We start from the raw sequence: 14,142 nt of genomic DNA, 5'->3' as shown, positions 1-14,142 counted from the left end.
CAGCAAACCTTTGAACCCGATGATCGAAATGGGGCCAGGTTTGCTTGCAAACCCATGTTTCAAAGCATAGGTTCCCGCAAACTTTGCAGAGAGCTCTCTGCATCATCAGAACAAAGGAATATCCCATGGAAGGTGGCGCAATCGCCCAGTTTCTCCCGCTGATCCTGATCTTCGCGATTATGTATTTTCTGCTGATCCGTCCGCAGCAGAAAAAGATGAAGGAACATCAGGCCATGGTCGAAGCCGTGCGCCGGGGCGATCAGGTTGTCACCCAAGGCGGGCTGATCGGCAAGGTGTCGAAGGTCAAGGAAGGCGACAACGAGATCGAAGTCGAGATCGCCGAGGGCGTTAAGGTTCGCGTGGTCAAATCGACCATCGCTCAGGTTCTGAACAAGACCGAACCTGCGAAGTAACTTCGCGCGACAATTCCTTGAAAAGGCAGGGTAATGCTGCAAATTGATTCCTGGAAGCGGGTTCTGATCTGGTCGGTCTGTGTGATCGGTCTGTTCCTTGCCCTGCCGAATGCGTTTTATACGCGCGTAGAACAATCTAACGATGCCAAGGCTGCGATTGAGCTTGGCATTGATACACCTGAAATGCAGGCCGAGGCCGCGCAATGGCCGAATTGGCTGCCGTCGTCTCTGGTCAATCTCGGGCTCGACTTGCGCGGCGGCGCGCATTTGCTGGCCGAGGTCAAGGTTGATGATGTCTACGAATCCCGGATGGAGGCGATGTGGCCCGAAATCCGCGACGCGCTGCGTGATGAACGCGCGACGGTCGGCACGATCCGTCGTCAGGATTCGGCGCCTGACGAGATTCGCGTGCGCATCAGCCAACCCGAGGGCATGTCCCGCGCATTAGAGGTTGTGCGCGGTCTGGCCCGACAGGTGCAGACGCTGACCGGGGCAGGGGCAACAGATATAGAGGCCCGCGCTGAGGGGGACACTATCGTTGTCCAACTGTCCGAGGCCGAAAAGCTTGCTTCGGATGATCGTACTGTGCGCCAGTCCCTTGAGATCATCCGCCGTCGGATCGACGAGGTTGGCACACGCGAACCAACTATCCAGCGCCAGGGCGCTGATCGTATCCTTATTCAGGTGCCCGGTATCGGCAGCGCCGGGGAGCTCAAAGAGATTATCGGCACGACGGCACAGTTGACATTCAATCCTGTCGCTGGACGCGGGACTGACCCGGATGCCATTCCGGGCGTTGGTGAGAAGCTTGTGCCATCGATCGATGAAGATGGTGTGTACTATACTCTGGACGCCGCACCCGTCGTGACCGGTGAAGAATTGGTCGACGCGCAGCCATCCTTCGACCAGAACGGCCGCCCTGCGGTCAGCTTCCGGTTCAACACCTCTGGCGCGCGCAAATTCGGCGATTACACGCTGGAAAACATTGGCGTACCCTTTGCTATCGTCCTGGATGACGAGGTGATTTCGGCCCCTGTAATCCAAAGCCATATCCCAGGTGGTTCGGGCATCATCACTGGCAATTTCACGGTTGAGGAAAGCACCAATTTGGCCGTTCTGCTGCGCGCAGGTGCCTTGCCTGCAGGTCTGGATTTCCTGGAAGAGCGCACCATCGGCCCTGAGCTGGGTCAGGACAGTATCGACGCAGGTAAAGTCGCGACAATCGTGGCCTTTGTCGCCGTGTTGGTATTCATGGCTCTCAGCTACGGCCTGTTCGGCATCTTCGCCAATGTTGCGCTGATCCTGAACGTGGGGCTTTTGTTTGGCCTGCTCTCACTGATCGGCGCCACGCTGACCTTGCCCGGGATCGCGGGTATCGTGCTGACGGTGGGCATGGCAGTTGACGCCAACGTGCTGATCTTCGAGCGTATCCGCGAGGAACTGAAATCTGCCAAAGGTCCGGCGCGTGCCATCGAACTGGGATACGAAAAAGCGCTTTCGGCCATTCTGGACGCAAACGTGACCACATTCATTACCGCAACCATCCTGTTTGCAATGGGCAGTGGTCCCGTGCGCGGCTTCTCCATTACGCTTGGTCTGGGTATTCTGACCTCGGTCTTCACCGCGATCTTTGTGACGCGTCTGATGATCGTGATGTGGTTCGAACGCCGCCGTCCGAAAACGATCGAGGTTTGACATGAGACTGAAACTCGTACCCCAAAACACCTCGTTCGATTTCTTTAGCCGTTGGAAGGTCTGGCTGGGCATCTCGGGTTTGATGATGGTAATCGCATTCACGTCATTCCTGCTGCAAGGCCTGAACTTCGGCATCGACTTTCGCGGCGGCACCACGATTCGGACCCAAAGCGCGCAAGAGATCGACGTCGGCGCCTATCGCGACGCCATCGCGCCGCTTGAGCTTGGCGATGTGACCATCACCGAGATTTTTGATCCCACCTTTGGCGAGGATGAAAACGTCGCGATGATCCGCATTCAGGCACAGGACGGGGCCGAAGCTGTGGCGGCCGCAACCGTCACAGCCGTCGAAGAAGCGCTGACCGTCGCCGCGCCGGATATCCAGTTCGTCTCGGTAGAATCGGTTGGCCCCAAGGTTTCGGGTGAGTTGATCCAGACCGCGGTCATTGCGGTCGCCTTGGCGATTGGCGCAGTGCTTGTCTATATCTGGCTTAGGTTCGAATGGCAGTTCGCACTCGGGGCGGTCGCCGCGTTGGTGCATGACGTGATCCTGACCATCGGCATCTTCTCGGAACTACAAATCCGTTTTGACCTGGCGATCATCGCCGCTCTACTGACTATCGTCGGCTATTCGCTGAACGACACCGTGGTCGTCTTCGACCGGGTTCGCGAAAACCTGCGGAAGTATAAGAAGAAAGACCTCAAAGAGGTGCTGAACATCTCGATCAACGAAACGCTCAGCCGGACGGTGATGACCTCTGTGACCACGCTGCTGGCGCTGATCTCGCTCTATGTACTGGGCGGAGACGTGATCCGAGGCTTTGTCTTCGCGATGATCTGGGGCGTGATCGTCGGGACCTATTCGTCGGTCTTCGTGGCCTCGACCATCCTGCTGTGGCTGGGGGTCAAGCGCGACTGGTCGAAGCCGTCGAATACGGCGGGCAACCAGTTTGCCAACATTGATGCCTGAGTATTTCGGCCAGACCCCAACCGGTCTGGCCGTTATTATTTTCGCCGCCTTTGTTGGGGGCATCGTGCGTGGGTTCTCCGGCTTTGGGACGGCCCTGATCTTCCTGCCCATCGCCAGCCCGTATCTTGGCCCCTTCGGTGCCATCATCGCGCTGACGGTCATGGACTTATTTGGCCCGATCCCGAACCTGCGCCGCGCATGGACGGTTGTTGACAAGGCAGATCTGATGCGCCTTTTTGTCGGGTGCGCGCTACTTCTACCGGTTGGCTTATGGCTGCTGACCCGGACCGATCCTGAAGTGTTTCGCTATATCGTCAGCCTGATTTCCTTGTCGATGCTGGCCGTTCTGGTTTTTGGTCTGCGCTACCGGGGAGCGGTATCGCGTGGCATGGTTGCTGCGATCGGCGGGGCTGCAGGGCTACTTGGCGGGGTAGCCGGGATACCGGGGCCTGCTGTCATCCTGTTTTATATGTCACGGCCCTTACCGGTTGAGATCATCCGCGCGACGATCCTACTGTTCCTGTTTGCTTTCGATTTGCTGATCCTTGGATATCTCGGTGGGATGGGGCGTCTTTCGATCGCGAGCATCGGATTGGGCCTTGCGCTTGCGGTTCCCAACATCGCGGGCAACTGGCTGGGGGGCTGGATGTTCCGACCCGAGTACGAGAACCTCTACCGCGCCGCAGCCTATCTGGTGATTGCAACAGCGGCCTTGTCCGGCCTGCCGCTTTGGGGCTAGAACCCTGCACATGCGCCTGAACGAGATCACATATACAAACGCTCAGCCGGTTGATGGCTATGGCCCCGGGTTCTTTCGGATAGGCGGGGAAGTTCATGATGGGGCAGTCCTGACCGGCCCCACTGGTACATCGGCTTGGGCGGGTTACTCCGACGCCCAGACCCTGCTGGCCTTGTCCGAACATGTCGATGTTCTGTTCATCGGTACGGGCAAAGAACTGACCCACATCCCAGCCGACTTGCGCACCACATTGGAAGAGGCAGGTATGGGTGTCGAAATCATGAACTCTCCGGCGGCCTGCCGCACCTACAACGTGCTGCTTTCCGAAGGCCGCCGCATTGCGCTTGCGCTGATCCCGGTCTGAGGATCTGTTCTTCCACTGGCTAAAAATATCTCGGTGAGTGTGAGGGGCTGGCCCCTCACTGCGATCCGACCAGCCGCTCTGCGGCAATTCCGACCTTTTGCCCACACGCACAATCCGCTAAGCGGGCTTCATGACTTTAAAGGTAACCGATCTGGCCATCGCACGCGGCGGAGTTCCCGTGCTCGAAGGGCTGAGCTTCTCGCTTGAGGCAGGAAGGGCGCTGATTCTGCGTGGACCGAATGGGATCGGAAAGACAACATTACTGCGTACGCTTGCGGGCCTGCAACCGCCGCTGGCAGGGCAAATCGACGGGGCAGAAGACCAGATCGCATACGCGTCCCATTCCGACGGGTTAAAACCGACCCTGACCGTTGTCGAAAACCTCAACTTCTGGGCGTCGGTCTTTGGCACCCGTGATATCCAGCACGCCCTTGATGCGTTTGAACTGAACGAGTTGGCTGACCGCCATGCGGGCAACCTTTCGGCGGGGCAGAAACGGCGTCTGGGATTGGCGCGTATGTTGGTTACTGGCCGCCCGATCTGGATGCTGGACGAGCCGACGGTCTCGCTGGATCGTCACGCCGTGCAGATGTTTGCGGATGCGGTGCGCGCGCATCTGGGGCAGGGTGGTTCGGCCCTGATCGCGACCCATATTGATCTTGGCTTGGACGGAGAGGTTCTGGACGTTGGCCCCAACAAGGCCAAGCCCAAGCCCATCGACGATTTCGACGGAGGTTTCTTGTGATCGCCTTATTGCTGCGTGATCTGAAATTGGCCTTCCGTGCGGGGGGTGGCTTTGGTCTCGGTCTTGCTTTCTTCCTGATCGTCACCGTTCTGGTGCCATTCTCGGTTGGCCCGCAATCTTCGCTGCTTTCGACCATCGCTCCGGGCGTTCTTTGGCTTGGCGCGCTTTTGGCGTGTCTGCTGTCACTTGATCGCCTTCTGGCGCTGGATTGGGAAGACGGCTCGCTTGATCTGCTCGCGACCGCGCCGCTTCCGTTGGAATCAGTTGTTACCGTCAAAGCGCTAGCCCATTGGCTAACCACCGGATTGCCGCTGGTTCTGGCCGCGCCGTTCCTAGGCGTGTTGCTAAACCTGCCTGTACCCGGGTTTTCGTGGCTAGTGATCTCACTGCTCCTCGGTACTCCGGCGATGAGCGTTATCGGCACCTTTGGCGCGGCCCTTACTGTTGGTCTAAAACGGGGCGGTCTGCTACTGTCGCTTCTGGTTTTGCCGCTCTACGTGCCGACTTTGATCTTCGGAGCCGAGGTCGCCCGACGCGGTGCGACAGGCATGGAGACGCAAACGCCCCTGCTAATGCTGGCAGGGATTACCGCCGCAACGGTCGCACTTTTACCCTTTGCCAGCGCAGCGGTACTGCGCATCAATCTTAGGTGATGGCCACAAAGCTTGACTGAGGTCAATTGAGAACCACGCCGACTCGGACTAGATAGAGCCCATGACAATCGCAGCCAAAGCCAATGCCCTTTGGGAATACGCCAACCCGCGTAAGTTCCTCGCGACCAGCGAACGGGTCCTTCCGTTCTTCTGGATCAGCTCAGGTCTTTGTCTGGTCGTCGGATTGATCTGGGGCTTTTTCTTCACCCCGGATGACTACAAGCAAGGCTCGACCGTAAAGATCATCTACCTGCATGTACCTGCCGCGTTGATGGCGATCAATTGCTGGCTGATGATGCTGGCAACTTCGCTGGTCTGGTTGGTGCGTCGCCACCATGTCAGTGCGCTGGCTGCCCGCGCCGCTGCGCCCATTGGCATCGTGATGACGCTGATCGCATTGGCCACCGGAGCGATCTGGGGGCAGCCTATGTGGGGGACATGGTGGGCCTGGGACCCGCGCCTGACCTCGTTCCTCATCCTGTTCCTGTTTTATCTGGGCTATGTCGCCCTGTGGGAGGCCATCGAAGACCCGGATACCGCGGCTGACCTGACCTCGGTCCTTTGCCTTGTGGGTTCGGTCTTTGCGTTCCTCAGCCGGTATGCGGTGAACTTCTGGAATCAGGGGCTGCATCAGGGGGCTTCGGTGATGCGCGCCGGGGCGATCACAGGCACGGATACTGAAGAGAAAGTAAGCAATATCTACTTCTATCCACTGCTGCTTTGCATCATTGGCTTTGTACTGCTGTTCATTGCGCTGGTCTTCTATCGTACGGGCACAGAAATTCGCGCCCGCCGGACCAAGGCGCTTATGGCGCGTGAAAGGGTGAGCGGATGATCCCTGATCTTGGAAAATATGCCGATACCGTCTTGTGGTCCTATGTCGTATCAATCGGACTTCTGATCGCATTGGTGGGTTTCAGCGTGATCCGGGGCCGTAAGGTACGGGCCGAGATGGAGAAGGTTGAACAAAGGATGTCACGCAATGGCTAAGATTTCGCCCCTGATGATCGCGCCTCCGCTGATTTTCGGCGCCTTCGCTGTGCTCGCGGGCATCGGCATGTTCCGTGACGATCCCAACGCCTTGCCCTCGGCGCGCGAGGGTCAGCCAGCACCGCCGGTTGTACTGACCGAGTTCGCGGGCAAACCGGGCTTCGATGATGCCACACTGCGTGATGGCGAGGTCAAGCTGGTCAACTACTGGGCCAGTTGGTGTGCACCATGCCGCGTCGAACACCCCAATCTGCAGGCTCTGTCTGACGAGGGTATCCCGGTCTATGGTATCAACTACAAAGATCAACTGGACAACGCCGAAGGATTTCTTGCCGAACTGGGCGATCCCTATGCCGGTATCGGTCGGGATGAACAGGGCCGCATGGGGCTGGACTGGGGCGTCTACGGTGTGCCCGAAACCTATGTGATCGACGGTGAGGGCACGATCATCCTGCGCTGGGCTGGTCCGGTCACTCAGCGGGTGATCGAAAGCACGATCCGCCCAGCACTTGAGAAAGCCGCAGGTGGCTCATAAGCGATAGCCACCGGTGACGCCCAGAACCTCACCAGTGATGAAGGATGCGGCATCGGACGCCAGAAACCTGACGACTTTGGCGATATCCTCGGGCTTTCCCGCGCGACCTAAAGCGGTTTCTTTGACAAACAGCGCGGTCAACTCCTCCGACCGGGGCGCTTCGGGGATGTTGATCGCACCCGGCGCGACTGCATTAACGCGTATCCCCTTTGGCCCAAGCTCCTTTGCCATGGCGTGGGTCCATAGATTCAGGGCGGCCTTGCTGGCCCCATAGGTCACCGCATCCCGAGGCGGCAAGACCGCGTTCATGGATGAGATACTGACGATTGAGGCGTCGCGTTTCAGATGTGGTAGCGCAGCAGCCAACAATGCGGCAGGGACCAGCAGGTTCAAATCCAGAATGGCGCGGTGGTCCTCGGCCCGAAATTCCTCTTTGGGGGTAGATTTCACAAGGCCGGCATTGTTGACGATCACATCCAGCCTTCCAAACCTCTCGATCACCTGCGAAATCACGCTAGCCGGCTGGTCGGGCGCAGATAGATCGGAGCGTATGGCCAGAACATCCCCACCCAGTAGCTCGGGCGTGGGTTTGCTCGACAACCAAGTAAACGCGACGCGGTGATCACGGCTGAGGTCTTCGACGATTGCACGCCCAATTCCGCGTGCACCGCCGGTTATCAATGCGACTTTGTCCATAATCGTAGGAAATCGGTAAAATGGCCGGGATTCAAGCCGTTACTTACGGACCAAAATCCAGATCATCGCGCCGATGAATGCAAAGGTGGTCAGATTCATAAGCGTATCCGTCAGATCACCGATCAGCATGGCTCAGCCCCTCTTCTCGTAGCCCTCGGAACAGGCAGACCATCAGCAGAACCGAGATGAACACAAAGGGCAGCGCCCCGAGTGAGATCAGGACTTTGACCGATTCCACCGAGCCCGACAGGATCATCGCGACACTCAACAAGCCCAGCAATGCACCCCAGATCAGCCGCACGCGCGGGGGCGGGTTTTCATCCCCCTGGGACGAGAATGTACCCAGCACAAAGGCCGCGCTTACAACGCTGGTTACGATGAACAGAAACGCCGCTGCTACGGTTGCAAGTATTGTGATCTGCGATAAGGGCAAACGGTCGAGCAGGGCGAAGGTCACACGCTCGATGTTTGTTTGCGTATAGGCCAGCAGTTCACCGGCGCCGTTGAGCGCCTCGAACAGACCGATGCCGCCAAAGGCACCGAACCAAAGGATCGAGAACAGCGTGGGCGCAAAGAGTACTCCGATCACGAATTCCCGGATCGTGCGACCGCGAGAGATACGCGCGACAAACACACCAACAAAAGGTCCCCAGGCGATCCACCAGACCATATAGGTGAGGGTCCAGTCGCTGAACCATTTGGTGACGTCATCGCCGAAGAAGGTGAAGGTCTGAAAGCCCCGAGGGATGACATTGGTGACGTAATCGCCGAACCCTTGAACCACGGTATTCAATAGATACTCGGTGGGGCCGAGGACCACTGTATAGGCCACAAGGCAGATCGCGATCAGCATTGCCGCATTCGACAAGCGCGCCATGCCTTGGCCGAGGTCGATCAACAGAGCAGGGATGTAGGCTGCGACCATCGCCAGGAAAACAACGCCGATCAGAAGGGCACCAACCGTTTCCCGGCCACCCAGAACCGCAATCCCGTCCGCAACCTGGAACACGCCCATGGCCATTGAACCGCCAACACCGATAGAGATTGCAACAATGGCCATGAAATCCGACAGCCACCCGACCCGCTCGGCCCAGCGTTCTCCTGGGAACAGGCTTTTGATCGGTGCACTGACCATCATGCCTGTCCCGCGCCGAAAGCTGAAATAAGCGATGGTCAGCGCGGTCGAACCGTAAATCGCCCATGCGTGCAGGCCCCAATGGAAGTTTGTTGCCAGCATGGCCTGCTGCGCGGCGACATAGTCGGGTGCCATGCCCGAGATGAAGTTGAAATGGGTCAGGGGCTCGGCGACCGCCCAGAACAGCAGTCCAACGCCCATTCCTGCGGAGAACAGCATTGAGATCCAGGTGGCGGTCGAGAACTCGGGCTCTTCATCATCTCGGCCCAAACGGATTTTGCCATAGGGCGAAAAGGCCAGAACCAAACACCCGATCAACATGCCCGAGGCCGCGAGCATCACGAACCAACCGCGACTGTGGAAGGTTTGTTGCACGATGCTGTTGGCCCAAGTCACCAAGCTTTCGATATCGATGACGCCCCAGATCCCGATCACGGCGATGACGCTAAGCGAGCAAACCAGTAGGGCGTTGGGCTTTTTCATGGTGATGGAATTCCGAAGACTGTCTTGCCCAACAGTTTCAGATTTTTGAATAAATGGCCAGAAAACAAAACCCCCGGCGCAGGGCCGGGGGCTGAGGTTGGATATCAACCTGCTGATTTATGACGCTTTTGCGAGATTGCGCAGCACGTATTGCAGCACACCGCCGTTTTCGATGTATTCGATCTCGGGCGCGGTATCGATGCGGCACTTCAGGGTGATCGTCTTTTCGGTACCATCTCCGTAAATGATGGTGCAGGGCACTTCCTGCAGGGGCTCAACTGAATCCAACCCGTGGATCGATACGGTCTCATCACCCTTCAGACCCAGTGTCTTGCGGGTATCACCATCGGTGAATTCGAACGGTATGACGCCCATGCCTACCAGGTTTGAACGGTGGATGCGCTCAAAACTCTCGGCGATCACTGCCTTGACGCCAAGCAGAGCTGTGCCCTTGGCCGCCCAGTCGCGTGACGAACCTGCACCGTACTGTTCGCCGCCAAAGACGACCAGCGGGGTGCCTTGCTCCTGATAGGCCATCGATGCTTCGTAGACCGAGGTTTGTTCACCATCCGGGCCTTTTGTATAACCGCCTTCGACGCCATCCAGCATCTCGTTCTTGACGCGGATATTGGCGAAGGTGCCGCGCATCATGATCTCGTGGTTGCCACGGCGTGAGCCATACGAGTTGAATTCGCGCGGCTGAACCTGACGATCGGTCAGATACTTCCCGGCAGGTGTCGTTGTCGCAAACGAACCGGCGGGCGAGATATGGTCGGTGGTGATCATGTCACCCAGGATCAGCAGAACCTTTGCACCATCGATATTCGAGATTGTGCCCGGCTCAGGCCCCATGCCTTGGAAATAGGGAGGGTTTTGAATGTAGGTTGACGTCGGTGGCCAATCATAGGTTTCCTGTTGTGGAACCTCGACCTCCTGCCATTTCTCGTCGCCTTTGAAGACATCGGCATATTTCGACTGGAACGCCTCGCGGGTCACGGTTGCCTCAACCAATTCGGCGATTTCGCTTTGGGTCGGCCAGATGTCTTTCATGTAGACATCGTTGCCAGCCTGATCCTGTCCAATCGGTTCCGAAGTCAGGTCGATGTCCAACGTACCAGCCAAGGCATAAACCACTACCAGCGGCGGTGAAGCCAGATAGTTGGCGCGCACGTCGGGCGAGATGCGGCCTTCGAAGTTGCGGTTGCCTGAAAGAACCGAAGTGGCAACAAGATCGCCTTCGGCAATCGCTTCGCTGATTTCCCTTTGGATCGGACCCGAGTTGCCAATACAGGTGGTGCAGCCATAGCCAACAAGGTTGAAGCCGATCTTGTCCAGATCTTCCTGCAGACCCGCAGCCTCCAAGTAGGCGGACACAACCTGCGAGCCGGGCGCCAATGAGGTCTTTACCCACGGTTTGCGATCCAATCCCAGCGCGGCGGCTTTACGTGCAACGAGGCCCGCGCCGATCATCACATACGGGTTCGACGTGTTGGTGCAGGAGGTGATCGAGGCGATCACGACTTTGCCCGATTCCATGCCGTAGTTTTCGCCTTTGACCTCTATTTGTTTGCCCATCGGGCGTTTGAAGGTCTCGGCCATTTCCTTGGTGAATGCGGCCTTGGCGTCAGTTAGTGCGACATAATCCTGCGGCCGTTTCGGGCCCGAGATCGCAGGAACAATTGTGCCCATATCCAGCGACAGAGTGTCGGTGTAGATCGGAGCGTAATCGGCATCGCGCCAGAAGCCGTTTTCCTTGGCGTAGGCCTCGACCAATGCGATGCGGTCTTCGTCGCGTCCAGTATTGCGCATATAGCGCAAGGTCTCGCCGTCAATCGGGAAGAAACCACAGGTCGCGCCGTATTCGGGGGCCATGTTGGCGATGGTTGCGCGATCGGCCAAGGGCAAGCGGTCCAGACCTTCGCCGAAGAACTCAACGAATTTACCAACCACGCCTTTCTCGCGCAGCATCTCGACGACTTTCAGGACAAGGTCGGTTCCCGTTGTGCCTTCGACCATCGAACCGGTCAGCTCAAAACCCACAACCTCGGGGATCAGCATCGAGATCGGTTGACCCAGCATCGCTGCCTCGGCCTCGATCCCGCCAACGCCCCAGCCCAGAACGGCCATGCCGTTGACCATGGTGGTGTGGCTGTCAGTACCAACAAGTGTATCGGGATAGGCGACTTCTTCGCCGCTTTGGTCCGTGTCTGTCCAGACGGTCTGCGCCAGGTATTCCAGGTTTACTTGGTGGCAGATTCCGGTGCCGGGAGGCACGACGCGGAAATTGTTGAACGCGTTCTGACCCCATTTCAGGAACTGATAGCGTTCCATGTTGCGCTCATATTCGCGGTCCACGTTCATCTGAAACGCGCGTGGGTTGCCGAACTCATCAATCATGACCGAGTGGTCGATGACCAGATCGACCGGGTTCAGCGGGTTAATCTTTTGCGCGTCCCCACCAAGGCCCTTGATGCCGTCGCGCATCGCTGCCAGATCCACCACGGCCGGAACTCCGGTAAAGTCTTGCATCAGTACCCGGGCAGGGCGATAGGCAATCTCACGTGGGTTCTTGCCACCGTTGGCACCCCATTCGGCAAAGGCTTTGATGTCATCGACGGAAACCGAGAACCCGTCATCTTCGAACCGCAGCATGTTTTCCAGAACCACTTTCAGCGCGGCAGGCAGATTCGAAAAATCGCCTAAGCCTGCTTCTTGCGCGGCTGGAATCGAATAATAGGAAATGGATTTGCCATTCACGTTCAGGCTGCGGCGTGTCTTGGCGGTGTCCTGTCCGACCTTGATGGGCATCTGTGGCCTCCCTCTCAAATGACTTGGAATACGGGCTTCGCTAAGGGTTATCTGCATTACCACACCAGTTGTTTCAAGGTGCAACGGGCAGTTTGGGTGGTTTTTTGTATACCATTGCACACATTTTGTCGAAAGCTTGTGTCTGAGGTCTCAAGAAACCTTGATTGGCAGTTTATTCGGTTCCGACTTAAACCTTTCAGGCAATCATCCTCTATCGAGAGAAAACATGCTCAGATCAGTCGCTGCGACCGCGTTTGTTTCACTCTTTCTTGCTGCCCCGGCTCAGGCGCAGGATGATCCGGTGGTGGTCGAACTGTTCACCTCGCAGGGGTGCTCGTCCTGCCCGCCAGCAGACCGGATCATGCATGAATTGGCCAAGCGGGATGATGTAATCGGTCTGGCGTTGCATGTGGATTATTGGGACTACATTGGCTGGAAAGATGAATACGCCAATCCCGACCACACCGATCGTCAGCGCGCCTATGCACGTGAAGGCGGGCGGACGATGATCTACACGCCGCAGATGGTTGTGAATGGGCAGCAGGATGTGGTTGGGGCCAAGTCAATTGAACTGAACCGGCTAATCGATGCACACCTGACTGCGCCGCCGGAGGCCGAGGTCAGTGCCACGCGTACCGCGAACGAAGTATCCATGAATGTCGTTCCGATCGAGTTACCAGACGACGAAACCTATGATGTTCGGATTGTGCAGTATTCGCCGATGCGTCGCACCTCGATCCGGCGTGGCGAATTGGCCGGACATGATCTGGATTATGCAAACGTGGTCGAGAATTGGCAGATTGCCGGTCGCTGGGATGGCCAAACACCGCAGAGTTTCACCGCAACATTGTCATCGGAATTGCCTGCCGTTGTTCTGATCCAGCGCAGTGGCCATGGTCCGATCGTGGCCGCAGCGCGGGTTAAGTGATCAGGGCATATCCTTTGGCTGGACCCCCAGTCCCCTCCAGGACTTCCAGCGCCGATGAATCCAGAACCATTGTCCCATGTGCTGACGCACCATCGCTTCCAGGTCGTCATTGGTGAACTGGGTCATGGTTTTGGCATCAGTATGCGGGACCGGGTCGTGTAGGACGATCTCAAAATCGATCCCGTTGGGTTGGCGCACTGCATAGCAGGGGATCAGCACAGCCTTGTATTTGATCGCAAGTTCCGCGTTCAGCACCGAGGTGACGGCGGGTTTGCCGAAAAAGGTCAGCTCCTCACCACCATGCGCATGCAGGTCGGATACAATGGCAATGATGCCTCCGCTTTTCAGTGAACGGACCATTTCGACCATACCTCGGCGGCCCTGTTCGAACATGGGCGACCCGGTCTGATAGAATGCCTCGACATACATGTCGTTGAAATATGGATTTGCCATGCGGCGATAGAGGCTGCCGATGGGTTTACCGCTACGCGCCTGCAGCGCGACCCGCGCGGCCAGATAGTGCCCGAAATGCGCAGTGATCATCATCACTGGACGCCCTTCCGCTACGGCGGCATCAAATGCTTCGACACCCGAGCCCGATACTTTGGCCTTGCTTTGTCGCTCGATGAAACCGTCGGCTGAAAAATGCTCCATGATCGCGCGCCCGGCATTGTCAGGCACGGCGCGGCAGATGCGTTTGACCTCGGCCTCGGGCAGGTCTGGGCAGGTGAGTTTCAGGTTGCGGCGCACGCGGGTTCGAAAGCCGACAATGGGGGCAAGCCAGCGCACAATCGCGCCCATCGCTCCGATGCGGCGCTCATATGGCAGCAGGCGCATGCCGCGGATTACGCCGGTCAGAAACAGGTTGGCGACGTAGTATTTTCCAAGCTCAAATCGGCTTAGTTCCGACTTTTCGACGGGCATGGGGAGAGACACCTGAGCGTTGTGAACTGCGCGACGAGACATACAGGCCCCATCGTGCGATCAC

The 14,142-nt window shown here is 57.7% G+C and carries 15 protein-coding genes; 11 read left to right on the top strand and 4 right to left on the bottom strand.

From position 1 onward, the window contains the following. The first annotated feature begins 125 nt into the window (after positions 1 to 125). The 10 genes from yajC to ACR0CZ_RS13230 all read left to right on the top strand — a co-directional run bounded on the left by yajC (position 126) and on the right by ACR0CZ_RS13230 (position 7,104). On the top strand, positions 126 to 413 hold the full coding sequence (yajC, locus tag ACR0CZ_RS13275; protein WP_155151194.1) for a preprotein translocase subunit YajC: 288 nt from the start codon (positions 126 to 128) through the stop codon (positions 411 to 413). Between the two features lie 33 nt (positions 414 to 446). Continuing rightward, positions 447 to 2,108: a protein translocase subunit SecD gene (gene secD / locus ACR0CZ_RS13270; RefSeq protein WP_480536916.1), complete on the top strand. Its 1,662-nt coding sequence runs from the start codon at positions 447 to 449 to the stop codon at positions 2,106 to 2,108. A 1-nt stretch (position 2,109) separates the two neighbouring features. After that, positions 2,110 to 3,078: a protein translocase subunit SecF gene (gene secF, locus ACR0CZ_RS13265; RefSeq protein WP_170396385.1), complete on the top strand. Its 969-nt coding sequence runs from the start codon at positions 2,110 to 2,112 to the stop codon at positions 3,076 to 3,078. Continuing rightward, the gene (locus tag ACR0CZ_RS13260) at positions 3,071 to 3,817 is read left to right on the top strand and encodes a TSUP family transporter (RefSeq protein WP_480536917.1); all 747 of its coding nucleotides are present in this window, start codon (positions 3,071 to 3,073) and stop codon (positions 3,815 to 3,817) included. Before secF ends, ACR0CZ_RS13260 begins: the two co-directional genes overlap by 8 nt. Positions 3,818 to 3,827: 10 nt before the next feature. After that, a complete protein-coding gene (locus tag ACR0CZ_RS13255; RefSeq protein ID WP_170396389.1) occupies positions 3,828 to 4,181 on the top strand; it encodes an Mth938-like domain-containing protein in 354 nt (117 codons plus the stop codon). A gap of 130 nt (positions 4,182 to 4,311) precedes the next feature. Then, complete coding sequence (ccmA, locus tag ACR0CZ_RS13250) at positions 4,312 to 4,926, top strand: heme ABC exporter ATP-binding protein CcmA (protein ID WP_170396391.1); 615 nt, start codon at positions 4,312 to 4,314, stop codon at positions 4,924 to 4,926. After that, positions 4,923 to 5,579: a heme exporter protein CcmB gene (ccmB, locus tag ACR0CZ_RS13245; protein WP_170396393.1), complete on the top strand. Its 657-nt coding sequence runs from the start codon at positions 4,923 to 4,925 to the stop codon at positions 5,577 to 5,579. The genes ccmA and ccmB overlap by 4 nt, the downstream gene beginning before the upstream one ends. 61 nt (positions 5,580 to 5,640) lie before the next feature. Continuing rightward, positions 5,641 to 6,414 carry a heme ABC transporter permease gene (locus tag ACR0CZ_RS13240; protein ID WP_170396395.1) on the top strand — a complete coding sequence of 258 codons (774 nt, stop codon included), beginning with the start codon at positions 5,641 to 5,643 and terminating at the stop codon, positions 6,412 to 6,414. After that, positions 6,411 to 6,569: a heme exporter protein CcmD gene (ccmD, locus tag ACR0CZ_RS13235; protein ID WP_010442050.1), complete on the top strand. Its 159-nt coding sequence runs from the start codon at positions 6,411 to 6,413 to the stop codon at positions 6,567 to 6,569. Before ACR0CZ_RS13240 ends, ccmD begins: the two co-directional genes overlap by 4 nt. Next, entirely contained in the window at positions 6,562 to 7,104 is a 543-nt protein-coding gene (locus ACR0CZ_RS13230) for a DsbE family thiol:disulfide interchange protein (protein WP_170396396.1), read from the top strand. The genes ccmD and ACR0CZ_RS13230 overlap by 8 nt, the downstream gene beginning before the upstream one ends. Here ACR0CZ_RS13230 and ACR0CZ_RS13225 read toward each other — a convergent pair. The 3 genes from ACR0CZ_RS13225 to acnA all read right to left on the bottom strand — a co-directional run bounded on the left by ACR0CZ_RS13225 (position 7,099) and on the right by acnA (position 12,226). Next, on the bottom strand, positions 7,099 to 7,800 hold the full coding sequence (locus tag ACR0CZ_RS13225) for an SDR family oxidoreductase (protein WP_170396398.1): 702 nt from the start codon (positions 7,798 to 7,800) through the stop codon (positions 7,099 to 7,101). The two genes, ACR0CZ_RS13230 and ACR0CZ_RS13225, sit on opposite strands and share 6 nt — an antisense overlap. A gap of 115 nt (positions 7,801 to 7,915) precedes the next feature. Then, entirely contained in the window at positions 7,916 to 9,418 is a 1,503-nt protein-coding gene (locus ACR0CZ_RS13220; RefSeq protein ID WP_170422264.1) for a BCCT family transporter, read from the bottom strand. Between the two features lie 117 nt (positions 9,419 to 9,535). Continuing rightward, positions 9,536 to 12,226 carry an aconitate hydratase AcnA gene (gene acnA, locus ACR0CZ_RS13215; protein WP_170396402.1) on the bottom strand — a complete coding sequence of 897 codons (2,691 nt, stop codon included), beginning with the start codon at positions 12,224 to 12,226 and terminating at the stop codon, positions 9,536 to 9,538. 226 nt (positions 12,227 to 12,452) lie between these two features. Between acnA and ACR0CZ_RS13210 the strand changes: the two genes are divergently transcribed. After that, positions 12,453 to 13,154, top strand: a complete 702-nt coding sequence (locus tag ACR0CZ_RS13210; RefSeq protein WP_170396404.1) for a DUF1223 domain-containing protein — start codon at positions 12,453 to 12,455, stop codon at positions 13,152 to 13,154. On the opposite strand, the gene ACR0CZ_RS13205 is transcribed toward ACR0CZ_RS13210, so the two are convergent. Further along, positions 13,155 to 14,078: a lysophospholipid acyltransferase family protein gene (locus tag ACR0CZ_RS13205; RefSeq protein ID WP_170396406.1), complete on the bottom strand. Its 924-nt coding sequence runs from the start codon at positions 14,076 to 14,078 to the stop codon at positions 13,155 to 13,157. It abuts the gene before it with no gap. Positions 14,079 to 14,142: the final 64 nt, after the last annotated feature.

Source organism: Ruegeria sp. H9 (assembly GCF_056532915.1).
Note: the sequence above shows the minus strand (reverse complement) of the source record. Positions and strands in the feature narration are given on the sequence as shown.

Coding starts and splice junctions, on each gene's coding strand:
- yajC (WP_155151194.1), top strand. CDS start 126: ATGGAAGGTGGCGCAATCGCCCAGTTTCTCCCGCTGATCCTGATCTTC.
- secD (WP_480536916.1), top strand. CDS start 447: ATGCTGCAAATTGATTCCTGGAAGCGGGTTCTGATCTGGTCGGTCTGT.
- secF (WP_170396385.1), top strand. CDS start 2,110: ATGAGACTGAAACTCGTACCCCAAAACACCTCGTTCGATTTCTTTAGC.
- ACR0CZ_RS13260 (WP_480536917.1), top strand. CDS start 3,071: ATGCCTGAGTATTTCGGCCAGACCCCAACCGGTCTGGCCGTTATTATT.
- ACR0CZ_RS13255 (WP_170396389.1), top strand. CDS start 3,828: ATGCGCCTGAACGAGATCACATATACAAACGCTCAGCCGGTTGATGGC.
- ccmA (WP_170396391.1), top strand. CDS start 4,312: ATGACTTTAAAGGTAACCGATCTGGCCATCGCACGCGGCGGAGTTCCC.
- ACR0CZ_RS13240 (WP_170396395.1), top strand. CDS start 5,641: ATGACAATCGCAGCCAAAGCCAATGCCCTTTGGGAATACGCCAACCCG.
- ccmD (WP_010442050.1), top strand. CDS start 6,411: ATGATCCCTGATCTTGGAAAATATGCCGATACCGTCTTGTGGTCCTAT.
- ACR0CZ_RS13230 (WP_170396396.1), top strand. CDS start 6,562: ATGGCTAAGATTTCGCCCCTGATGATCGCGCCTCCGCTGATTTTCGGC.
- ACR0CZ_RS13225 (WP_170396398.1), bottom strand. CDS start 7,800: ATGGACAAAGTCGCATTGATAACCGGCGGTGCACGCGGAATTGGGCGT.
- ACR0CZ_RS13220 (WP_170422264.1), bottom strand. CDS start 9,418: ATGAAAAAGCCCAACGCCCTACTGGTTTGCTCGCTTAGCGTCATCGCC.
- acnA (WP_170396402.1), bottom strand. CDS start 12,226: ATGCCCATCAAGGTCGGACAGGACACCGCCAAGACACGCCGCAGCCTG.
- ACR0CZ_RS13210 (WP_170396404.1), top strand. CDS start 12,453: ATGCTCAGATCAGTCGCTGCGACCGCGTTTGTTTCACTCTTTCTTGCT.
- ACR0CZ_RS13205 (WP_170396406.1), bottom strand. CDS start 14,078: ATGCCCGTCGAAAAGTCGGAACTAAGCCGATTTGAGCTTGGAAAATAC.